Origin of the sequence: uncultured Proteiniphilum sp., assembly GCF_937873925.1 — a bacterium.
Taxonomy (GTDB): domain Bacteria; phylum Bacteroidota; class Bacteroidia; order Bacteroidales; family Dysgonomonadaceae; genus Proteiniphilum.
Map to the genome: position 1 here is coordinate 1 of NZ_CALNAT010000040.1, position 23,332 is coordinate 23,332.

The following is a 23,332-nucleotide window of genomic DNA, read 5'->3' on the forward strand; positions in this document are numbered from 1 at the left end:
AGTAGCGCACAGCGGAATCGAACCGCTATTCATTGCCTGAGAAACAATTTTCCTGACCGTTAGAAGAGTGCGCCGTTGCGATTAGAAGTACAAAATTACGAAAAAGTTAGGATGATTATCTCAATACGGGGGTATTTTTTATTTCCTCCCAAAATATTTGTCAAGCGCCTCTCTGGCAGCCACAAAAGAACTTTTCCGGTTATGAAGGACGTCATTCTCCAGTTTCTCGAGTAATCCGGCAATCCTGGGGTCGCGGTAGAAGCTGTTCCGCAGTTGTTCGTTGATGGTTTCGTACATCCAGTATTTCGACTGCTCTTTCCGTTTGCGGTCAAAATAGCCGTTCTCTTTCACAAAACCGATATATCGGTGCACCATATCCCATACCTCTCCAATGCCGAGGCTATAATAGCCGGAATAGGTCAGCACTTCGGGCGTCCATCCCGATTCGGGGAGTGGAAAAAGGTGTAGTGCATTGCTGAAATGACGTTGGGCCATCTTCGCTTTTTCGATGTTGTCCCCATCCGCTTTGTTGATCACGATCCCGTCGGCCATCTCCATGATTCCCCGCTTGATACCCTGCAACTCGTCGCCGGTACCGGCAAGCTGGATCAGTAAAAAGAAATCGACCATCGAATGGACTGCTGTCTCCGACTGTCCTACCCCCACGGTTTCCACAAACACGTAATCGAATCCGGCCGCTTCACAGAGGATAATAGTCTCGCGGGTCTTGCGCGCCACGCCTCCCAACGACCCTGCCGAAGGAGAGGGACGGATAAAGGCATTCTGCTCTAAAGAGAGCTTCTCCATCCGCGTTTTATCTCCCAGGATACTCCCTTTCGACCGCTCACTCGAAGGATCGATAGCCAGTACCGCCAATTTGTGCCCCTCTCGCAAAAGATGCATTCCGAATGCATCAATGGATGTACTCTTGCCGGCTCCGGGGACACCTGTGATGCCCACACGGATAGAATTCCCGGCATGTGGGAGGCACTGTTCGATAATGGCTTGCGCTTTCTCCTGATGTTCGGGACGCGAACTCTCCACTAGTGTCACAGCCTGACTGAGTACCACCCTGTTGCCCGACAAGATGCCTTCCGCATACTCCGCGACAGAACGCTCATGCTCTTTTGTCCTTTTCTGTAGATAAGGATTGACACTGGGTGGGCGGGAGACACCTTTATTGACAATAAGTCCTTTGTATTTCGGATCGTTCTCGGGATGTTCCATCATATTATATCCAATTAAAAACCGAATGAACTACTCCTGCAAAGATAGCTCATTCGGCCTGTATAATCAATCTGAAAAGGATAATTATTGTTTGGGTGTTACATTCCCTTTGATGGTGAGTACGTATACCGTATCAGGCACATTCGTATATACCCTGATGGTTTTGTTGAATGTACCGGGACGGCGTACGGTGGAATAACTTACAGCTATCTCACCCTTTTTGCCCGGCAAGACCGGCTCTTTTGTATAACTGGGCGTAGTGCATCCGCACGATGCCGATACCCGTTGTATAATCAGCGGACTTTTACCTGTATTGGTAAATTCAAACTGTGTGGCAACCGATCCTATCTCTTCTTTGATAATACCGAAATTATGCTCCGTTCTCTTAAAGTCCACTTCCGGCTTCTGCTGCGCAAAAGCAACACCACTAACCAGAACGGTAAACAATAATACTAAACTCAATTTTTTCATACGACTATTTTATTGTTATGTTTCGGTGTATGGAACCTTATATGTCGGTTTCATCATCACTGTATCTATTTTGTAAACTACAATATTCTCAATGTTTAAAGACACAAAAGTAACAAATTCGTTTAAAGCTTGTTTATTCTTTAACAATAATTCTTATTCCGCCGGTGTGTGAGGTAAACTCAGGAGCATACATGCTCTGAATGGTAGTGATGCCGTTTGAATAACTACCCGGCCGGCTCACATACACTGCATATTCAAACAGATAAGTACCGCGCGGCAGATTGTCGAAATAGAAACCGGTAGAGGCATCTTTCGACGTCTGATAATAAGGGATTCCGTTCTGCCATCCCATGCCCGATATTTGGTTGACAGGTTCGAAAGCGGAGGCACGCATATCTTTGAGATGGACAAACTCCATATCGCGGTCGCTCCGTACAGTCAGCCGTACCACCACTTTGTCTCCCACCTTCAACGGAGTGTCTTCTGTAATACGTACCAATTGCGTTCCGGACGCGGTGGTCTGCTCCACAAAGAGTTGCTTTTCTATATCGAGTGAACCATCGGTTTTCCCGATCTTATCCAACTCTTCGAAATATTGCCAGTAGAGTGCACCCCATGCGGGAGTATTTCCCTTATGCGCCACTGTAACCTTACCCATTTCGGGATTTATCTCCGTATGGCTCCATGACTCCTTGAAATAGCCGCTGCCCGGTTCCCTGTTCTCCGATTCCACACGAAGCTTACCCAGCAAAACGGTTGTCTCTCCTTCTGTTGAAAACCAGTCACTTCCGGTACTCAACAGCGCATATACGGCATCTGCCGTGGCATGGGTGGTTTCCCACAACTGCGTCTGTTTCTGTTTCAGCAGCCACCGCTTCATTTCATCCATTTCCCCGGCTTTGGTTCCTCCCGCACGGAAGGCATCCATGATAAAGGTATGTACCGATACGGCCGATTGCGACATAAATACCTGCGCACGGTTATTCGCCCAATACATGCCCATTTCATCCGAGCGGGCGGCATGCTCACGGAAGGAATTCAGGATACCTTCCACCACACCTGTTTTCCCTTCGCGGCTCATCAACACGGCAATGAGCGAACGTTCATACAACCCGTATTGCGTCCAGTTCTTTTCGATGACCGAGAGATAAAAGCCGGTCATCTCCTTCCCTTCTTTTTCCAACGGATAGCCGGTATAACCGGAGCGGACATAGAGATATTCTAGGTCGGTAGTGGAAATCGTCTTACTGTTTTTCCAGTCTTTGTTATACTTTTTCAATGCCTCGAAACGGCGTACAGCTTCGGTATCAATATAAAAAAGGGCTTTCTTCTGCATCGCAAGAATATCGTCCGAAAATTCAACAGCCTTAAGTTCTTTCAACTGATGAAATCCGTAAAGGATATATTGCGTAATGCTTACACTCGGATTAAAGCCCTTGAACCAGCTCCAGCCACCCTGGTTGGTTTGCAGGTCTTGCAACTTGTTGATGGCTGTAGTAGTAAGATTGTGGCTGCGGTTCAGGTCGAACAGCAACGACAGCCTCTCTTTCTGCTCCGATTCGTTTTTGGCTTCCAGCACCCAGGGAGTCTCTTCCAGAAATACACTCTTCAACTCCTGGTTTTTTTCCAGATTCGAGACAAAAGTCTCTTTACTGCCTCCCCGTTTTCTCCACGCCTCTACCATAGCTTTAACTTTAGGGAACGCCTCTCCGATATGCGCTCCCAGCGAGTTGGCATAATAGGAGGCAAACCATGAAACCGCATTATCGCTCTCCGGTTCGCCCAGTACCGGCAGAGCCTGCACTGCATACCAGGCGGGGTTAGAGGTGAACTCAAGGGTCAGCCGGTAATCCTGAAGGGTGTTCGAAGAGCGGTTTATAAGACGATCCATCGTGAACTCCTTCGTTTGATTTCCGTTCACATCCATTCTCATGCTTTCGGTCACCAGCATCCGGTTGGGAAGCACGGCAAGCGCATGTTGTTCGCCGTCGCTGAACTGTTCGCTCCGGGCTATAACACGAACACCGAGAATATCAATATCACCCGGCACATCAAATATCCACCATGCATCGGAAGAAGCACCCTGCCGCAACGAAAACGTCTGCTCCTGATTTTCGGACGATATAGTATTGATGATTTCTTCCGTAAGAGGATTAAAGAATTCCAGCTTCATGCTGCCGCTGACCGTGCTGTCCGACAGGTTGGATATCTTGGTGGAAATAGCCGTCCTGTCGCCGTGGCGAAGGAACCGCGGCATATTGGGCGTCACCATCAGTTCTTTTTGCGACACGGTAAAGGCTTCCGCCTTCCCGGTATTCAATTTCTTATCGTGTGCCAATACGCGGAAACGCCACTTTGTATTGCTCTCCGGCACGATAAAGGCGATCTGCGTCTCCCCTTTGTCATTGGTTCTAAGATGGGGAAAGAAGAAAGCGGTCTCGTTGAAATTACGCCGAATCTGGGGAACTTCATTATCCTGTCTGGGCTGTTCGGGAACAGGGAGAGGCGGAGGCGGAGGTGTTATCGCATCGCGACGTGTTATTTCTATTTCTTCTTCCATTAGTATACCCGAAGATTGGGCAGCTTGATCCTCTACCACGATCATCCCTTCCGGAACAGCATATGCCTGTACCTGTGCACCACCCGCTTTGGCGCTTCGCAGCATCATCCTGCCGGAATAAAGCAGCGAGTAGCCGTGCCAGTTAAAACGGTCGAACTCAAAAGCGGCGACGTTCTTCCACTGCGTAGGAAGGTTACCAATGGCCGCTTCCGCGTAGAATGATTGATCGCTCGCCAATCCCATCCTCGAGAAATACCGTGCATACGAAAAAAGAGAAAGGTTCCAGTCCTGGGACGGATAAATATTGTCGAGCGAGAAGTCGTACATCGATGCCAGCACCTCTGCCGAAGAAGGATTACTGTCCGTTCCGGTCACCGTGATCCGCCACTCTTCTTCCGCGTCGGGACGGATCTTATCACGGAACACATCCAGTTTCACTTTCAGCTCCTTCTTCTCCTTTTCAGGAAGAAGGTCTACCCTGTGGGCATAAAACTTTTCGTCTTTCACGTAAGTAAGCATCAGGGTAACACCTTCCTTATATTGCTCTTCATACGGGAATGAAAAGAGCCAGTTCTCATTATCCAACCCGATCCATTTCCGTTCTAACAGGTTGTCTTCCTGCCACAGTTCATATAAAACATGTACTTTCTCAGACACCCCCAGGATCACTTCCGCATCTTTACCGGGCGAGAACCGGCTGTTTTTTTCGATGAACCACTCGTTGGTTTTTACCGGCGGACGTTTATCGGTGTATGAAAAGAGAACAATATCTTTTTCCGATTCAATGAGGTTTCCCCTGTCGTCTTTCGATTGGAGTTTCACCTTATATTTTCCCGATGGCAAGCCTGCCAGTTGTTTTTTCAACGCCGGCTGCTCACCTGTCTTAAACTCTCCCTCCGCAGTCAGTTGACGGATGGAATCATTCTCCTGCAGGGAAAAGATCCGGTAGGTTCCATGGGCTGTTATATCATTTCCGTCAAGGTTTTTAGCAGCTATAATGATTTTCTCATCACTTTCTTTTACCCACCGGTCGGGTATCTCCAGGGAGAGTACCATCGAGATATCTCCCACTATTACAGTATAGGTAGCGATCCGTGTTTCACCATTAACATCAGTTACCTTAGCAACCACATCAAACGAATAAGCCACTTTGGAGGAGGATTGGCTGTCCGGTTTTTCGGGTGTAAAGGTGATCTCGAAAGTTCCATCCTCACCGGTGGTCACACTGCCCATAGCATAATCACTTATTATTCCACCCCACATTCGCCACCACATCTGCTTGCGCGTAATATGGTACTCCACATTCGCCTGTTGCAGGCTGATACCTGAAAAACTCTCCGCTTTTCCCTTGAGGGTGATCTCCTCACCAAATTTATATGTTTTCTCTATCTTGTCGAATGTCAATTCAAATGTGGGGCGCTTGTATTCTTCTACCTGAAAGCCCACACTTCCCTGCCCGGTTCCGATGGTAAAGTGACCCGGCAAAACACCCTGCGGTAGCACAAACTCACCCGCTACCGAACCGAACTCATTCGTCGTTATCGTCTGCTTCGAGATTTCCCGGCGGTTGGCATCCCTTAGTACCAATTCAATAGATTTACCGGCAATAACAGATTGCTCCACGGCACCCGCACGAACCTGTATGGCCTTAAAATAAACTGTCTGTCCGGGACGGTAGAGGCTACGATCAGTAAAAATGTTTGTCATCTCCCGGGGCTCATTGTTCCGGTCGGAGTAGCTATAATAGGGAGAAGGCAATCGGCTTAGCGTGGAACCCTTATCGTTCCCCGAAACAGCATGATAAAAGACATCATTGTTCGGGATTTTCTTATCATATACAGCCAGTCCCAGCTCATTGGTAGTAATTGACTGATCCAGTGTAAGCTGCGAATTATTCCAGTTGCCCGGCAGTTTGTAAATATCTATTTTGGCATTAGGGACAGGTGCACCGGTGGTTCTGTCCACCACGAAAAAATCATATCGGTTATCGGATGACCTGCGGGCAAAGATGGCCAGGTCGGATACCGAAAAATAATATTCCGATCCCCTGGTATCGTTCGTTTCAGGCGAGGAATTGAAAGTCAGCATATAGGTACCGAAACCGCCGGGATTCACCGTGAACGATGTGTCTCCCTGCCAGTACTCGGGTGTATCGGGCAAGGATATGGGGATCTCCCCGATCAAGACACGCTTTTCAGCTATTTGGTTTCGCACTTTCGATCTCTCTTCTAACTCTTCTATAGGTGAGTTGATGCGATAAAGTTTTGCGGTGAGCGACCGGATATTCCGGAAATTCACTTTCAGTTCTTTTTCACTCTCTCCTGCGAAAGTATTCCCTCCTGTGATGGTGAATTCCGGCTGTGTAAGTTGGGATAACCTGTTCTGAAGTATTGAGATGCGTTCATACTTCGGAAAGGTAGTAATTGTCTTTTTCAGTAATTCATATATCTCCCTGGTCTTCTCTTTCCGCTGAAGTGTATCTTCCGCATTGATCAAATCAATCTCGTCGAGATAGAACTGGCAAAGCTTGTCAGTAATTTCCACGCTCATTTCGTCCCCGTCCCATTTTCCCAGTAATTTTTCCAATGCAGGGCGCGCCAAAGAAACATGCGTATAATAGGACAATCTCGTCAGATAATCCGACTTTTCCAGTTCCACCAGCAGAACCGACCTGTCCAGATTTCTTTCTAACAGGGAATTCAACAGCTTTCTATAGTTTTCCAATATCCAAAGACCCTGATCTGTCTCTTGGGGATCGAACGACAGCTTCACAAACTCATCTGCCGGCGCAAACAGCGATTCCTGTGAAATGTTTTTCCTTGCCAGCATACGGCTCAGGTCTTCATCCGGATCGATCTGCCCGGAGAGTTCTATGGCGCGGCGTATCAGGAAATCATACATCGAAGGGAAAAACCTCCGCGAATCCTTACCCAGTTCCACCACAGCCGCATAGGATTCCACTTCCGCCTTTACCAACTCCTCCTTCGGAGCGATAGAGGCATTCAGATGCTCTGCCGACTTGTTGTAAAAGATATTACGTGTCCACTCTTTCATGTCGGCCGGCACAAAATCCCCCAAATCGGTACGTTGATTGATGTTCCACTGGTCTTTTTGATAGTACTGCAGGTATAACTCTCCCAATATGGAGTGCAACACCGATCGCTCCACCATATCGTCGCTTCTCTCCAACATCCCATTCAGGTTCCTGAAGATTGCCGTATCGTTTTGTGTATCCAGTGCCAGGTCATACTTCCCCTGATGGATCAGTGCCTTGATGATCTGGGGACTGTTTTTATCCTCTATTGCCTTGCGTAAAATACTGTTTACAGCTTCTGAAGCCGATTGAGGGAGCGACTTCTGCTCAAATTCAGCCACTTTTGCCCATTCGTTCGCATAAGGGTCTCTGTTCATCGGTCGGTTATTCTGGGAAAAAACTCCTGAAGCAAATGCCAAAAGGAGCAGTATAAAGGAAATTTTATTCATAATAGTGTTGTTTGCGAATAATTGAATCAACTATCCCGATAAGCTAAAATAACGATTAAGCGAGAGCAGTGTCAAGCTTGCTTGAATCATTGCCGAGCGATAGTTATTTATTAAAATGAGAGAGACTAAACTTGTTTAGGCTGTACCACAGCGAGAACAAAACTAAATAGTCTAATTTAATGAACTATCCATTTAACAATTTCAGATACTTTTTGTTTTGAAAAAGCAACAACCGTCAGACAATTTTTATTTCATAGAATTCACTCTAATTATTGGGATTTACTACACCCCACTCATTTATTCTTATATTTTCCCTCCTATTTTTTATTATCGCACACATAATGAATATAATACAGTCATATTGAAATCTTTATCCGGATTCCAGGAAGTAGATAGAGATGCCATGATCCATCCGCCTGCCAATTTTAGAAAATAAATTCAAATAAACCGGCCACATTCACTTTCCACGCGGGACAAATCCAGTGTCTTTCCACCTCTTCACAAGGAGACAGCTACTATTATTAAAGTTTGTATAATTATTGATATAGAGTGAGATACTTTTTATGTTTTCCAAACCGGCAAAACAAGAATATCCTATTATATAATTTTCCAGCAGGACAACCATATTTCATTTAATTATATTTATTTAATATTAATTACACTCGTAATTTACTGTTTACCTCATCAAATCTTTACCTTTATACCCTATTTTCAGGCACGGATTGTTACCCCGGCCCAATAAAATGATGGAACCCTTCCAAGGAAACGAGTATCCGGGGCAGGTCGCACGATGCCCTCAAATCGTAGACAAAGGTCTCCATAAAAAACCAAACAAAGGAGAAAAGAGGAAGAATCCAAATAAGTCCCAATGTTTGGAGCGTACAACAACCTACGACTGTCCCCGGTAAAAAAGAAAAGACTACTGATACGACAATATGAATAACTTTATTAAAATTTCTACGCAAATGAAAACTCAAAAAAATGAAAAACGGTTGCTGATAACCTTGATTATCTTCATGATCATTGTCGGGTTGTCATCATGCAGGCCGAAATCAGCCACAAGCGCTTTTAGTGAAGATGCGGCAGTAAAAACGTATGTCGCACCGGGAGAATATGATGAATTTTATAATTTTGTTTCGGGAGGTTTCAGTGGGCAACTCGCCGTATACGGTCTTCCGTCAGGCAGGTTACTTAAGGTCATTCCCGTATTCTCCGTGAACGCAGAAAACGGATGGGGGTTCAGCGAAGAGACAAAACCTATGCTGAACACCTCATTCGGGGAGGTTCCCTGGGACGATTCGCACCATCCCAACCTATCCATGACCAATGGTGAATACGACGGCCGGTGGGTGTTTATCAACGCCAACAATACCCCACGCGTAGCCCGCATTGACCTGAAGACCTTTAAAACGGTAGAAATGCTGGAACTGCCCAACAGTGCCGGAAACCACTCCTCTACATTTGTGACGGAGAACACCGAATATGTCGTGGCCGGAACACGGTTCAGCGTTCCCCCCGATTATACCGACGGCGATGTTCCCATCACCAGTTATAAGGAAAATTTCAAGGGACACATCAGTTTCATCAGCGTAGATCCTGTGACAGGTGAAATGAAGATCGCCTTCCAGTTAGCGGTACCCGGCTTTAATTACGACCTCGCCCACCCCGGAAAAGGAAAATCGCACGGATGGTTCTTCTTCACCTGTTATAATTCGGAACAGGCCCACACTCATCTGGAAGTGAACGCTTCCCAAAACGATAAGGACTTTGTTTTAGCCGTCAACTGGAAAAAGATCGAGGAACTTCTGAAAGCGGGTAAGGGACAGAAAGTAAAGAGCCGGTATGCACATAATATGTACGACGAGAAAACCCATACGGCCACTTCCGGGATTTTTGAGGAAACTACAGTGCTGAATGTCGAAGATCTAAAAGATTGTCTGTATTACATTCCGTGTCCGAAATCGCCGCACGGCATTGATGTCGATCCCTCCGGAGAATATATCATTGCCAGCGGAAAACTGGCCACGGGCATTCCGGTATTCAGTTTCGACAAGATCAAGAAAGCGATTGAAGAAAAGGCTTTTGAAGGTGAAACAGGAGGAATCAACATCATCAATTATGAAGCCGCCCTGTATGGCGAAGTGCAAAATCCCGGATTGGGCGCATTACATACCGAATTCGATGAAAAGGGAAATGCTTATACCAGCTTTTTCGTCTCGTCTGAAATAGTGAAATGGAACGTAAAAGACTTACAGGTATTGGATAGGATACCCTCCACCTATTCCATCGGACACCTCTCGGTAATGGGCGGAGATACCAAAAAACCTTACGGGAAATACCTGGTCGCTTACAATAAAATCACCAAAGACCGCTTCTTACCCACTGGACCCGAACTGGCCCAATGCGCCCAGTTGATCGACATCAGCGGGGATAAAATGAAACTACTCCTCGATTTCCCAACCATCGGAGAGCCTCATTATGCCGTGGGCATACCCGCCGAAATGATCAAAGAGCAGCAAAAGCAGTTCTACGATCTCGCCGAAAACCAGCATCCCTACGTAGCCAAATCTGAAAAAGAGGCGAAAGTAGTAAAAGAAGGCAACGTGGTACATATATATATGACGGCTATACGTTCCCACATGGCTCCCGATAATATCGAAGGAATAATGTTAGGGGATACCGTCTATTTCCACCTGACCAATATCGAACAGGAGTGGGATATTCCTCATGGTTTTGCTGTAAAGGGAAATACGAACGCCGAATTGTTGGTGATGCCCGGTGAAACACAGACGTTGAAATGGGTGCCCGGCAGGACAGGTATTTTCTCCTTCTACTGCACCGATTTTTGCAGCGCGCTGCATCAGGAAATGCAAGGCTATGTGCGCGTTTCCGCCAAAGGGAGCAACGTTCCACTGTCTTATACATTAGATGACAAAACTACCGGTAAATAAATTCCAGCAGGGGGAAGCACTCCTTCCCCCTGTTTCTTAACGAACAATATACATTATGAGTAAAAATAAGATATCCACTCTATCAAGGGTTTTATTGATCCTGTGCGCCGTTTTACTTGCCGCATCCATTTTCGTTCCGTTGTGGAGAATCGAATTATCGGCTCCCCAATATCCCGAAGGACTGGTATTGCAGTTATATCCCGATAAAATAGGAGGAGACGTAGATGCCATTAACGGCCTCAACCATTATATCGGCATGCAAACCTTGCATACTGAAAACTTTATAGAGTTTACCGTATTACCCTACATTTTAGGGGCATTGGCCCTATTGATCCTTGTGACCGCCATCCTGAAAAGCCGGAAAATGTCGTTGATAAGTTTCATTTTATTCATCATTTTCGGTATTGTTTCCCTGTTTGATTTTTATCGGTGGAATTACAACTACGGCCACAACCTGGATCCGTCGGCAGCCATACAAGTTCCCGGCATGTCTTATTCACCACCGGTTTTAGGATATAAACAACTCCTTAATTTCGGCGCTTATTCCATTCCCGATATCGGAGGCATGCTGATTATCGCAGTCGCTTTAATACTGGCTTTTGTCATCTTCAAGGAGTACCGCATCCATAGAATTTTCAGAAAAAAACGAGCTGCCGCCATATTCCTCCCCTTGCTGACCCCACTCTTCCTCTCCTGCGTAAACGACAATGCCCGGCCCGTGCGACTGAACCAGGACGAATGTGAAGAATGCAGGATGACTATCGTCGACCCCAAGTTCGATACGCAAATCATCACCGAGAAAGGCCGCTGTCTGAAATTCGACGATCTTTCCTGTCTTATCCGTTACACGAAGGAAAATAAAGACATAAAAATAAGGAAGACTTATGTTTCCGATTATTTAAAAGAAGACCATTTCATAGAAGCTGAAACAGCATCTTATATTAAGGGAGGAGAAGTTAAAAGTCCGATGAATGCCAATATAGCCGCTTTCGAAACCCGCGAGGAAGCGGAAGAGGTAGCGAAACAACTCAATGCGGAAATCGTTTCATGGGAAGATATCGATTTTTAAATTCCTGCTTTCTCTTTCTTATCAACTGCGGTTTTGCCTTTCACCTTACCGCCGGCACCGTTCATGTCGGAAAGGAAGGGCATACCAACAGCATTGCGGGAGCCCTACAAACGGTGGAGGTGGGCGATAGTGTCATCGTTCATGAAGGCGTATATCACGAAACGCTTGTCATCACCATTCCGGTCGTTTTAAAAGGAGTCGGCTCTCCCGTTATTGATGGTGGCAACCAAGTCGATGTAGTTTCTATCTTCGCAGATAGTGTTGTTGTGGAAGGATTTATCATTGCCAATTCGGGAAAGTCATCGCTAAAAGATTATTGCGGATTAAAAATAAACAAGGGAGTCGCCGGTGTAGTTGTCAACAATAATATATTTACGGATAACTCCATCGGGATATTCATTCAAGCGGCGGAAGATTGCCGGATAACAAACAACCGGATAAACACTTCCCTTGCGGAAGGGCCTCTTATCGGAAACGCCATTCACTGCTGGAAGAGCAAAAATCTTGCAATAGAAGGCAATCATATCCGCAGGCACAGGGACGGTATCTATCTCGAATTCGTTTCCAATTCTATTATCCGGCATAATAATGTCGCAAAATGTTTGAGATACGGCCTGCATTTCATGTTCTCCAATGAAGATGATTACCTTTATAATATATTCCGCGAAAACGGAGCCGGAGTGGCGGTTATGTTTTCCAGCCACATCAATATGCTGTACAATACTTTCGACAATAACAAGGGGGGAGCCTCTTACGGGCTTCTCCTCAAGGATATCTCTTACGGTAAAATTGCCGGTAACAGGTTCACTCGAAATACGGTGGGCATATTCATGGATGGTGGTCTGTCACTCACTCTGCAAGAGAACGTTTTCAGCGAGAACGGATGGGCATTGCGCCTGATGGCAAGCAGTGTCGAAAATAGTTTTACGCGAAACAATTTTTTGGGAAATACCTTCGATGTCATCACCAACGGCGCTTCTGAAAAAAATTATTTCAGTGAAAATTACTGGGATAAATATAAAGGATACGATCTTAACCGCGATGGCATAGGCGATGTCCCCTACCATCCGTTGAGCTTATTCGCTGTTATTTCGGAATATACGCCCGCGGCTATGTTGTTTTTCCGCAGTTTTCTGGTCAATCTGTTGGAACAGGCCGAAAGGATCATTCCTACCGTAACTCCCCGGAATTTTGCAGATAACAAGCCAGCGATCAGACAATATGCCTTATGATTACGATTAGAAACTTACATAAGTATTATCAGAAACTACATGTGCTGAAAAATATCAACCTGGAGTTCGACGATGAGAAGAGATGCATAGCCCTGATAGGCCCTAATGCATGCGGGAAAACAACCCTCATCAAATGTATGCTGGATCTGGTGACCCCACAAGCGGGCGAAATTATCATCTCCGGCCGCAACGTCCGCAACAATTGCGAAATACGGAGGCTTATCGGCTTCATGCCGCAGACAGCCAACTTCCCGAAATATTTATCCGTGGAGAATACTTTCCGCCTGATCCGGTCTGTAAGAGCGGAAAACAACGATACGGACGAAGAGCTATACCGGTTGTTTCGACTCGACCGGATCGAGACCAAAAGGATGGGAACCCTCTCCGGAGGAACCGTTCAGAAAGTAAGCGCTACGCTGGCCTTCATGTTCCATCCGCAAATAATTATTCTGGACGAACCCTTCGCAGGCCTTGATCCCTTAGCGTCGGCCATCCTGAAGGAAAAGATTCTGAAAGAAAAGGGAAAAGAAAAGCTTATATTTATTACTTCCCACGTTTTGAGCGAATTAGACAACCTCGCTTCTCATATCGTATTTATGGACGAAGGAAAAGTATTGTTTTATAAATCGGTTCATACTCTTTTGGAGGATACGGGCGAATATACGATTGCAAATGCCGTCATGAAAATTCTTATACAAACGGAACATGAATAATATAGCCAGGATCATATTCTTCGATATCCTGAAAAGTAAAATAACCCTTATTTATTTTATCGTCCTCTCCCTGGTTTCATGGATATCCTTTCTGCTTGAAGACAGTGTTTCCAAAGGACTGCTAACCGTGATGTATATTGTTCTTTTCAGCGTACCGCTTATGGCGTTGCTATATTCTACCATATACATTTATAACAGTAAGGAATTTATCACACTATTATTGAGTCAACCCATCAAAAGAGGCAATCTTTGGAGCAGTCTCTACGCGGGAGTTTCGGCCAGCCTGTGCCTGGCATTTCTGTTAGGCGCCGGCATCCCGATCATCGTGTATTCTTTTGATGCTACCGGATTCCTGCTTCTTGCCATGGGAACAGGCATAACGCTTGTATCCGTATCCCTGGCTTTTTTGATCGCCGTATTGACCGATGACAAATCCGTTGGAATAGGGCTTTCCATCCTCTTATGGCTGTTCTTCACTCTGCTCTATGACGCGGTCATGATGTTTCTGCTGTTTCAATTCAGCGATTATCCCATAGAAGCTTTGACGGTACTTCTGCTGATGCTTAATCCCGTAGACCTGGCTCGATTGCAAATAATGTTCAGGTTGGACATCTCCGCTATGCTGGGTTACTCGGGAGCCGTATTTACCGATTTTCTGGGAACAACCTTGAGTACGGTACTCTCTTTTGTCTTATTAATCGCCTGGATGGTGGCTCCTTACCGGCTTTCCTTAAAAATATTCCGCAAAAAAGATATCGTCTGAACAGTCATGTTACACTCATTTTTGTCCATACATTCCGGAGTATCCATCCCTTCTTCCCAATAAAAAAACCGGTATCTCCTTCCATAGCATGCATTGAAAGAAGATACCGGCAAAGTAAAAACCTATTTCCGGTTACTCCGTCTCCGCCGTCAACGGGGCAACGCAAAGTCCTGATTTACCGTCTGCCGCAAAGGCAATCCAGTAAGTATCCGGAGTTCCTTCTTCATCGTCAGCCGGTTCGGCTTGGACAAGCCTCCATGAAGTTACGTTGTAGTCGGTGCTTTCGCCATCCACCGTCACCGTCAGTTTACCTGCCACGGCCGGTGACTCCAGGGTAGAAGCGGTCTCGCTTTCGCCCCCGATTTTATCGTTGGTGTCCTGAAAAGTCAACACGAAAGATTCTTCTTCCGCCTCTTCTTCCGCTTCGTTTGTCCATGTAAAGGTTACCGTTTTGTCTTCCGTCTTACTCAACTCGTAAAGGCCGGCGTCGATACCCTGCACCTTCTCAAATGCCTCTCCCCATGACACCCTCACAGTGGCATCCTCTTTTTCGGCCTCATAGGGATCTTCTTTTACGGCCACGGCTATGATAGCCTCCAAACCGTTCTTATCGATTACTTTCACCGTGGTATTGCCTACTTTCAGACCTTTGATGGTTATATCACTGCCCCCCACTGTTGCTCCGGCGACCGTCTCATCAGCAGGTGTAGCTTTATAGGGAGTTTCTCCTCCGCTCACTTTCACGACAGTTTCCTCACCAATGAACAGGTCAATGCTATTCTTATCCAAAGTCAATTTCGGATCACTTTCATCATTCTCACACGCGGTAAAAAACGCACCTGACAGTATCAGGCTCAATAAATAAATGGAAATTCTTTTCATAATAACTCTCTTTTTTAATAGTTAAAAAATAGTGTAATCTGTGTGGTTGAGATCTCGTATACACATAAGGAAAGACGAAAACAACGAAGGAAACGTTGCATGGCCCTTAGGTTTTTAACCATGCTTAACTCATTTGCAACTCCGTTTGACGGAGGCAAATTTCCTATTCTTCATTCACAGAAAGCTGTTTATCAATACGTAAGGTTAGAAGTTATTTTTTCGGTTTCATCACAACGCCCATCCTTTTTTTCCCATTTATTTTGATGACCACTGGCCGGTCGAAATGTACCTGACGGATAAATTCCGTCTCATGCACGGCAGGCTGTGCATTCAGAAACTCCTCATTGAAAAACCCGTCATTCTCCGTAAAGGGGTTCACGGTAAAATAGCCCACGCCAAACGAGGTGAGATTCTGAAAGAAATGGGTTCCCTGACTCGGTTCTATGCGGTAATTTTCCATTCCTGATTCAACGATTACCCGTGCCTGGCTGATATGGGGCCATTTCACCGGTATACCCAGCCAGGGGTCTGAAGAGCCCCACCGGCCCGGGCCGACCAGTACGTAGTTTGTGCCTGCAGCTGCAAAACGGCTATTCAGCGACTCGATTTCCCGGGCTATCAACCCATTCTTCGAAGCGTTAAAGGCTGCGGTCTTCACGTAAACCACATCATATACATCATTCGAGATCCCGTTTCCAAGCGCATTCTTCGAGAACAGTACCGTATCGCCCGGATCCACCTCTTCCAGATCCTCCTGTACTACTTCCCTACTGTCCACGATCGGCCGGATCTGTAATACATAAAAAGAGGCAAATTGCTGATCTTCGATATCCACGGCAAACTCAATCTCCACCGGCCGACCCATCTCTTTCTGTCCTGCCTTCAACAGTTTCTCCAGGATCTCCGCCACAGGAAACATTCCGTGCTGTAAAATATTGGCGAAAGAGATGATCTTGCGTCCCCCTTCGTAGAAACCGTCCCGGATAATCTGGTCCTGAGGATCATAAGTGGATGCCACATACCTGAGCGGCCCCTCTTTTTCCGCTTCCTTGAGGCGAAGTTTCAGCAGGTTAAATCCGTCATCGATCGTAAAATCTTTTGTCACCGAATTGAGGTCGAGGGCATAGAATCGGGTCTGGGTATCGCTCAGCGCCAAATCGAGCGAGCTCAATTGCAGGATATTGGACGCATGGAGCGGTGAAAAACGGAGACCCATGTTGCCATCCATAATATATTTTCCCAATCCGAAAGCCATGTTTACAATGCCGTCTTCCGTCATTTCGTTCCCGATAGGGTAATAGTTGATGGAACGGGCCGCTCCCGAAATGGCGGGATAAAACAGGCTGCCGTACTGAGAGCCTACCACCTCCTGAAGTACGATCGCCATTTTTTCCTGATCGATGAGGTTTTGTGTGGCAGCCATATAGGCCTTGCTGTCCTTATAAAATACAGAAGCATATACCGCTTTGATGGCGTTGCTGAGAAGGCGTACCATTTCATATTTATCGCTCACATAAGGGATCATATAGGTGGAGTAAATACCCGCAAACGGCTGATACTGGGAATCTTCCAGCAAGCTCGAAGAACGGATGGCAATAGGAGTCTCGATCGCCTCGAAAAAAACCAGAAAATCGCTGACCAACCGCTTCGGGAGCTTGGCTGCGAGGAAATGTTTCAGGATCATCTCATCCTCCTGCTCTGAAAGAGCCACCGGGTAGAGATTGTTGGCCTCCATAAATTCATCGAAGATATCGGTGCAGAGCACCACCGTTTTGGGTGTGGTCACGGGGAAATTGTGATTGTTGTTCAATTCCAGATGCGTTTTCACCATATACCCGATAAAAGCCAGTCCCCTGCCTTTACCTCCGAGCGATCCCTCCCCGATGCGGGCGAAATTGGAATACTGGTCGAACCGGTCTTTCTCGAAGACAGCTACCACACCGGTATTCTTCATACGCCGGTATTGTACGATAGTGGCGTAAATGAGCTCACGTGCATCGTGCATATTGGCATATTCCGAAACATCTATCTTCTTCAGCATCTCCGCCACGGGAAACATGGCGCGGGAATAGAAGAACCTGGAAAAATGGTTTCGCGAGAGGTGATAATACAGGGCATCATCGGGGATATTACGGATGTTCATCTGCAGCTCCTTCAGATTTTTTATACGGAATATTTCCTCTTTGGTGTGGGGATCGGTAATAATGAAATCGCCGAAACCCAGATTTTCCTTGATCGCTTTACGAAGATCCTGCGGAAAGGTTTTGGAGTTCTTATCGATGAACACGGCGTCCACATCAGCGGCATATTTCCGGTTATCCGATTCCGAAGAGGTATAAATAATAGGGATATAACGATCTTTCTTCCTGATCCATTCGCCAAGCCGCTGCCCCGCCAGCTTGTCCTTCTCTCCGTCAATACTGAAACTCATATCGCTGATCACACCCAGCATATTGTCGCCATATTTTTTGTAATAGGCAACCGCTTCCTCATAATTGCGGGCAAGCAGGATTTTCGGGCGCCCGCGCATACGAAGCATCCGCAGGTGATCGTTGAGCGCCTCCTTTGAAAATTCTTTCGATTCGCTGAGCACGAACTTATAGAGCAACGGCAAAGCCGACGAATAAAAACGGACGGAATCTTCCACCAGCATAACGGTCTGCACGCCGACGGTCTTGACGTCATGCTCTACATTCATCCGGTCTTCAATAATTTTGATGATGGCTAGCAGCAGGTCAGTATCTCCCAGCCAGCTGAATACATAATCGATCCCGCTCAGATCCGACTTCCGCAATGATTGCGTTACCGCTTTGGAGAAGGGAGTGAGCAACACGACCGGAATCCCGGAATAACGCGCCTTGATCTGTTTTGCCAGATCGAATGTATCGCTGTTATCCATATTGGGCATACAGATGATCAATTCATAATGGTTCTGCTTCAGTTCCGCCAGCGCCTCCCTGCTGTTTCCTACCTGTGTGAACCGCGGCGGATAGCGAAGATTGAGAGAAGTGTATTCGTTGAATATCTGCTCATCGACACGTCCGTCGTCTTCCAGGATGAACATATCGTATCGGGAGGCCACCATCAAAATGTTGTAGATACGTTTGTTCATCAGTTTCACGAACGGGGTGTCACGGAATCTGAAACGATTTATATCATGTGCTTTAACTACGGATCCTGGCGTTTTTAATTTCATCTGTTTTTTTAGAATAAAGAGTAAAGAACAAAGAATAAAGGCTCAATGCGGCCGATATTCAATTGTAACGCATAAGCGAATTACATGAAGTAAATAAGGGTGAACGCAGTAAGCGAATAACACGAAGTGCGAATATATATGAAAAAACCGAATATCTATGGAATTGATTCATTATTTTTGTTGCAGTCATAGAATATATAGAACCACAACTTTTCACATGGGCACATTAATCACATGAGCACATTCGTTGATTTTCCGAAAAAAAGATTATCTTTGTTCAACTCAAAAGTTATTCCGGTACACATATCGCCGGAGATATATTTTAAGAATCAGCAAAGCTACAATAAGAATGAAAAAATCAACGTTATTGATCTCTTTCTCCATATTGATAATAGGACTGGGAACACTTTTCATGGCCCTTACGTCAGGTAACAACATTGAAAAAACCGAGTCGGAAAGGCCGTTGGTGCTCTCCATGACAGCATCGGTGGCTATTCCTGAGAGCGTGGAATTCGCAGGGGAACGGATCACTTTCGACCGCTATGATAAACGGGAACGGATGGACCGGGAACTGAACAGTTTCACCTATTTCCACTCCACTACCTTGCTGCTTTTTAAACGGGCCAACCGGTTCTTCCCGGTCATTGAACCGATCCTCAAACAGCAAGGAGTTCCCGACGACCTGAAATACCTGGCAGTGATAGAAAGCAGTCTCGATCCCAGGGCGATTTCCCCCGCACGTGCGGCGGGACTCTGGCAGTTTCTCCAAAGTACAGGTAAACAATACGGGCTGGAGGCGACATCCGACGTGGATGAACGCTACCACGTGGAAAGATCCACCATTGCCGCCTGCCGCTATCTGAAAGAAGCTTACCTGAAATATGGCTCATGGAGCGCCGCGGCACTGTCATATAACGGTGGACAGGCGCGCATCACCAACGGACTGAAAGACCAGGAAGTAGACGACTCGCTCGATCTCTGGCTGGTGGAAGAAACCTCCCGCTATTACTACCGTATGCTTTCAATCAAACAGATCTTTGAAAATCCACAGCAATACGGATTCATCATAAAGCCCGATCATCTCTATAAACCCATGCAGTTCAAGGAGGTGAAGGTATCTTCTTCCATTCCCGACCTGGTGGCTTTTGCCAAACAACATAACATCACCTACGCGCAGTTGAAGGACTTCAACTCCTGGTTGCGAAGTACCAGCCTGAGCAATCCGTCGGGTAAGACTTACACCCTGCTTATCCCCACACAGGACGACCTCTACTATAAAAAAGGGGAAAGTCCCAGGGTACACAATCCGGCATGGGTGGTGAAGTAAACTTTTTCAGATCATTATTCATTAAAATTAGTCGTTTTCTCGCTATGGCAAAGTTCAAACAAGTTTGACTTTGCTCATTTAGCTTAACAAAAACGTTCGTTTACTATAACTATGGCTTCCGAAACTGAACAGATACAGGTGTACGGCGCACGCGTACACAACTTAAAAAATATTGACGTAACCATTCCACGCGACTCTCTCACGGTGATCACCGGACTGAGCGGCAGCGGGAAATCGTCGCTCGCCTTCGACACCATCTTTGCCGAAGGGCAGCGCCGTTATATCGAGACCTTCTCGGCTTATGCGCGCGGATTTCTGGGAAAGATGGAACGTCCCGATGTGGATAAGATCACCGGTTTAAGCCCGGTCATCTCCATCGAACAAAAAACCACCAATAAAAATCCCCGTTCCACCGTCGGTACCACCACCGAAGTGTACGATTTCCTCCGCCTGCTCTATGCTCGCGCCGGCGAAGCATACTCCTATATCACCGGTGAGAAAATGGTGAAATATACCGACACGCAGATACTGGAACTGATACTGGAGAAATATATCGGTAAAAAGATCTATATCCTCGCTCCGGTAGTGAGAAACAGGAAAGGCCACTACAAAGAGTTGTTTGAACAGATCCGTAAAAAGGGATACCTCCATGTGAGGGTCGACGGAGAGATCAGGGAGATCATTCCCGGCATGCGTGTGGACAGATACAAGAATCACAACATCGAAATTCTCATTGATAAGCTGGTCGTATCCAATAAGTTCTCCGACAAGTTGCAGGCTAGCGTTCGCACTGCTATGAAGCAGGGGTCCGGTCTGATCCTTCTACAGGATGTGGAAGCCGGCGAAACACGCCATTACAGCCGCAGCCTTATGTGTCCCACTACCGGCCTGTCGTATAATGAGCCGGCGCCCCATAATTTCTCTTTCAACTCCCCGCAGGGAGCCTGCCCCCGTTGCAAGGGCATCGGTTCGGTAGACCAGATCGATGTCGAAAAGATCATACCCGACCCTGGTCTGAGTATCGCCGGAGGAGGTATCGTCCCTCTCGGAAAAGAACGGAGCAACCTCCTCTTCTGGCAAATTGCGGCCATCTGCGAGAAATATGGGGTGACACTGAAAACACCTATCAAAGATATTCCCCAGGAAGCCATCGATGAGATCATGTACGGCACCGACGAAAGGCTCAAAATAAAGAATGAGTCGTTGGGAAATTCCAATTATATGGTCTCCTACGAAGGTGTCGCCAAATATATTGAAATGCAGCAGGAGGATGAAGCTTCGGCAACCGCCCAGAAATGGGCGGGCCAGTTCATCACCACCTCTGTCTGCCCCGAATGTCACGGGCAGCGGCTGAACAAGGAAGCGCTTCACTTCAGGATCAACGGAAAAAATATCGCCGAACTGGCGGGGATGGATATACACTCCCTGTATAACTGGATCATCTCCTCTGAAACGAATGTAACGGAGAAACAAAGGCTCATTGCCGGAGAAATTGAAAAAGAGATCCTTTCCCGGCTTCAGTTCCTGCTGGATGTAGGGCTGGGTTACCTGTCGCTTTCACGCGCATCGGCCTCCCTCTCGGGCGGGGAAAGCCAGCGTATACGGCTGGCTACCCAGATCGGATCGCAACTGGTAAATGTGCTCTATATACTCGATGAACCCAGTATCGGGCTCCATCAACGCGACAACCACCGCCTGATCGATTCGCTGAAAAAATTGCGCGATTCAGGTAACTCGGTGGTAGTGGTGGAGCACGACAAGGATATGATGCTGGCATCCGACTATATAGTGGATATGGGACCGTTTGCCGGCCAGAAAGGAGGGGATGTGGTATTTGAAGGGCTCCCTTCGGAAATGCTGAAGAAGAACACGCTCACATCCAACTACCTGAACGGGAAATTAGAGATCTCCATCCCCCCGAAAAGACGAAAAAGCAATGGTAAAATCCTTACTATCGAAGGAGCCTCGGGAAACAACCTGAAAAATGTGACGGCGACATTTCCTCTGGGCACGTTCATCTGTGTGACAGGTGTTTCCGGCAGCGGGAAATCGACACTGATCAACGAAACACTGCAACCTATTCTCAGCCAGAAGTTTTACCGGTCGTTGAAAGATCCTCTGCCCTATCGCTCAGTCAAAGGAATTGAACATCTCGATAAAGTGGTGAGCGTAGATCAGTCCCCTATAGGACGTACCCCCCGCTCCAACCCGGCCACCTACACCGGGGTCTTTTCGGATATCCGCGTGCTGTTCGCCGGAATGCCGGAAGCCAAAATACGGGGCTACAAACCGACGTGATGGTTCCCTGCGAAGTATGTCATGGTAAACGATATAACCGGGAAACGCTGGAAGTACGGTTCAAAGGGAAGTCGATTGCCGACGTACTGGATATGACCATCAACGAGGCAGTGGATTTTTTTGAAAATGTGCCTAACATATTGCATAAGATTAAAGTATTACAAGAGGTAGGACTGGGTTATATCAAGCTGGGACAATCCTCCACTACCCTGTCGGGAGGAGAGAGCCAGCGGGTGAAACTGGCGACCGAGCTGGCCCGCATCGATACGGGAAATACCCTCTATATACTGGACGAACCTACTACCGGACTGCACTTCGAAGATATCCGCGTGCTTTTGGGAGTACTCAATAAACTGGTAGAGAAAGGCAACACCGTAATTGTCATCGAACACAACCTCGATATCATCAAGTGTGCCGACTATATCATTGACTTGGGACCCGAAGGGGGAGAGAGAGGAGGCGAAATCCTTGCGAAAGGGACTCCCGAGGAAATTGTCCATAACGGGGAAAGTTATACGGCGGTTTATCTGAGGGAAGAGTTATAAAGACCGGAATTTAAAGTTAAAAATGTAATAGGCATGAACATTTAAATCAACTCTTTGTTTAGAGTTTACAGAAAAGGGACTATTAAGAGTAATTTTAAATTAGCAATATTATATGGCAGATATCACATTTAAAGGCAATCCCGTTCACACAAGCGGGGAGTTGCCGGAAAAAGGCACAGCGGCACCTGATTTCACTCTGGTAAAAAGCGATCTTTCCGAAGCCAGGTTATCGGACTTCAAAGGGAAATATATTGTACTCAATATCTTTCCAAGTCTCGATACCGGTGTATGCGCCGCCTCCGTGCGCCGCTTCAATAAGGAAGCCGCTTCGCTGGAAAATACGGTGGTGCTGGGTATTTCTGCCGACTTGCCCTTTGCAGCCGGAAGATTCTGTTCTGCAGAAGGCATTGAAAATGTTGTCACACTTTCCTGTTTCCGCAATAAGTCATTCGGTGAAGATTACGGTCTGCTGATGACCGACGGCCCGCTGAAAGGCCTTCTGGCACGGGCTGTAGTAATAGTAAACCCGGAAGGGAAGGTGGTACACACAGAACTGGTTCCTGAGATTGCACAGGAGCCGGATTATCATTCTGCAATCAACTCGATAGTGTAGTT

12 protein-coding genes and 1 pseudogene are annotated in these 23,332 nt (G+C 46.7%); 8 read left to right on the top strand and 5 right to left on the bottom strand.

The genetic code is table 11. The annotated features are described in order from the left end of the window. Positions 1–138: 138 nt before the first annotated feature. The 3 genes from meaB to Q0502_RS02715 form a co-directional block, all read right to left on the bottom strand. A complete protein-coding gene (gene meaB, locus Q0502_RS02705; RefSeq protein WP_298646847.1) occupies positions 139–1,227 on the bottom strand; it encodes a methylmalonyl Co-A mutase-associated GTPase MeaB in 1,089 nt (362 codons plus the stop codon). An 84-nt stretch (positions 1,228–1,311) separates the two neighbouring features. Beyond that, positions 1,312–1,698 (bottom strand): DUF1573 domain-containing protein, encoded by a 387-nt coding sequence (locus Q0502_RS02710; protein WP_298646819.1) that lies wholly within the window; start codon positions 1,696–1,698, stop codon positions 1,312–1,314. Positions 1,699–1,831: 133 nt separating this feature from the next. Further along, positions 1,832–7,741 (bottom strand): alpha-2-macroglobulin family protein, encoded by a 5,910-nt coding sequence (locus tag Q0502_RS02715; RefSeq protein WP_298646821.1) that lies wholly within the window; start codon positions 7,739–7,741, stop codon positions 1,832–1,834. A 965-nt stretch (positions 7,742–8,706) separates the two neighbouring features. Here Q0502_RS02715 and nosZ point away from each other — a divergent pair. The 5 genes from nosZ to Q0502_RS02740 are packed head-to-tail and all read left to right on the top strand — an operon-like array spanning position 8,707 to position 14,469. Further along, complete coding sequence (gene nosZ, locus Q0502_RS02720; RefSeq protein ID WP_298646824.1) at positions 8,707–10,692, top strand: Sec-dependent nitrous-oxide reductase; 1,986 nt, start codon at positions 8,707–8,709, stop codon at positions 10,690–10,692. A gap of 55 nt (positions 10,693–10,747) precedes the next feature. Next, positions 10,748–11,761: a nitrous oxide reductase accessory protein NosL gene (locus Q0502_RS02725; protein WP_298646826.1), complete on the top strand. Its 1,014-nt coding sequence runs from the start codon at positions 10,748–10,750 to the stop codon at positions 11,759–11,761. Next, positions 11,740–12,993 (top strand): nitrous oxide reductase family maturation protein NosD, encoded by a 1,254-nt coding sequence (gene nosD, locus Q0502_RS02730; protein ID WP_298646828.1) that lies wholly within the window; start codon positions 11,740–11,742, stop codon positions 12,991–12,993. The genes Q0502_RS02725 and nosD overlap by 22 nt, the downstream gene beginning before the upstream one ends. Beyond that, positions 12,990–13,706, top strand: coding sequence for an ABC transporter ATP-binding protein (locus Q0502_RS02735; RefSeq protein ID WP_298646830.1), 717 nt, complete (start codon positions 12,990–12,992; stop codon positions 13,704–13,706). Before nosD ends, Q0502_RS02735 begins: the two co-directional genes overlap by 4 nt. Continuing rightward, positions 13,699–14,469 (top strand): ABC transporter permease subunit, encoded by a 771-nt coding sequence (locus tag Q0502_RS02740; RefSeq protein WP_298646833.1) that lies wholly within the window; start codon positions 13,699–13,701, stop codon positions 14,467–14,469. Before Q0502_RS02735 ends, Q0502_RS02740 begins: the two co-directional genes overlap by 8 nt. Before the next feature lie 132 nt (positions 14,470–14,601). On the opposite strand, the gene Q0502_RS02745 is transcribed toward Q0502_RS02740, so the two are convergent. Both Q0502_RS02745 and Q0502_RS02750 read right to left on the bottom strand, forming a co-directional pair. Beyond that, positions 14,602–15,351 (bottom strand): hypothetical protein, encoded by a 750-nt coding sequence (locus tag Q0502_RS02745; protein ID WP_298646835.1) that lies wholly within the window; start codon positions 15,349–15,351, stop codon positions 14,602–14,604. 211 nt (positions 15,352–15,562) lie between these two features. Next, positions 15,563–18,547, bottom strand: a complete 2,985-nt coding sequence (locus Q0502_RS02750) for a PEP/pyruvate-binding domain-containing protein (RefSeq protein WP_298646838.1) — start codon at positions 18,545–18,547, stop codon at positions 15,563–15,565. Positions 18,548–18,896: 349 nt separating this feature from the next. On the opposite strand from Q0502_RS02750, the gene Q0502_RS02755 reads away from it, so the two are divergent. The 3 genes and pseudogenes from Q0502_RS02755 (at position 18,897) to tpx (ending at position 23,330) form a co-directional block, all read left to right on the top strand. Beyond that, positions 18,897–19,874 (top strand): lytic transglycosylase domain-containing protein, encoded by a 978-nt coding sequence (locus tag Q0502_RS02755; protein ID WP_298646841.1) that lies wholly within the window; start codon positions 18,897–18,899, stop codon positions 19,872–19,874. A 111-nt stretch (positions 19,875–19,985) separates the two neighbouring features. Next, a pseudogene (gene uvrA / locus Q0502_RS02760) lies at positions 19,986–22,717 on the top strand (excinuclease ABC subunit UvrA). Between the two features lie 112 nt (positions 22,718–22,829). Then, positions 22,830–23,330, top strand: a complete 501-nt coding sequence (tpx, locus tag Q0502_RS02765; protein ID WP_298646844.1) for a thiol peroxidase — start codon at positions 22,830–22,832, stop codon at positions 23,328–23,330. Positions 23,331–23,332: the final 2 nt, after the last annotated feature.

Excerpts from the sequence above, each read along its gene's own strand:
- Q0502_RS02710 (WP_298646819.1), bottom strand. The coding sequence starts at position 1,698 with ATGAAAAAATTGAGTTTAGTATTATTGTTTACCGTTCTGGTTAGTGGT.
- meaB (WP_298646847.1), bottom strand. The coding sequence starts at position 1,227 with ATGGAACATCCCGAGAACGATCCGAAATACAAAGGACTTATTGTCAAT.
- Q0502_RS02745 (WP_298646835.1), bottom strand. The coding sequence starts at position 15,351 with ATGAAAAGAATTTCCATTTATTTATTGAGCCTGATACTGTCAGGTGCG.
- Q0502_RS02735 (WP_298646830.1), top strand. The coding sequence starts at position 12,990 with ATGATTACGATTAGAAACTTACATAAGTATTATCAGAAACTACATGTG.
- Q0502_RS02755 (WP_298646841.1), top strand. The coding sequence starts at position 18,897 with ATGAAAAAATCAACGTTATTGATCTCTTTCTCCATATTGATAATAGGA.
- Q0502_RS02715 (WP_298646821.1), bottom strand. The coding sequence starts at position 7,741 with ATGAATAAAATTTCCTTTATACTGCTCCTTTTGGCATTTGCTTCAGGA.
- nosD (WP_298646828.1), top strand. The coding sequence starts at position 11,740 with ATGGGAAGATATCGATTTTTAAATTCCTGCTTTCTCTTTCTTATCAAC.
- Q0502_RS02740 (WP_298646833.1), top strand. The coding sequence starts at position 13,699 with ATGAATAATATAGCCAGGATCATATTCTTCGATATCCTGAAAAGTAAA.
- Q0502_RS02750 (WP_298646838.1), bottom strand. The coding sequence starts at position 18,547 with ATGAAATTAAAAACGCCAGGATCCGTAGTTAAAGCACATGATATAAAT.
- nosZ (WP_298646824.1), top strand. The coding sequence starts at position 8,707 with ATGAAAACTCAAAAAAATGAAAAACGGTTGCTGATAACCTTGATTATC.
- tpx (WP_298646844.1), top strand. The coding sequence starts at position 22,830 with ATGGCAGATATCACATTTAAAGGCAATCCCGTTCACACAAGCGGGGAG.
- Q0502_RS02725 (WP_298646826.1), top strand. The coding sequence starts at position 10,748 with ATGAGTAAAAATAAGATATCCACTCTATCAAGGGTTTTATTGATCCTG.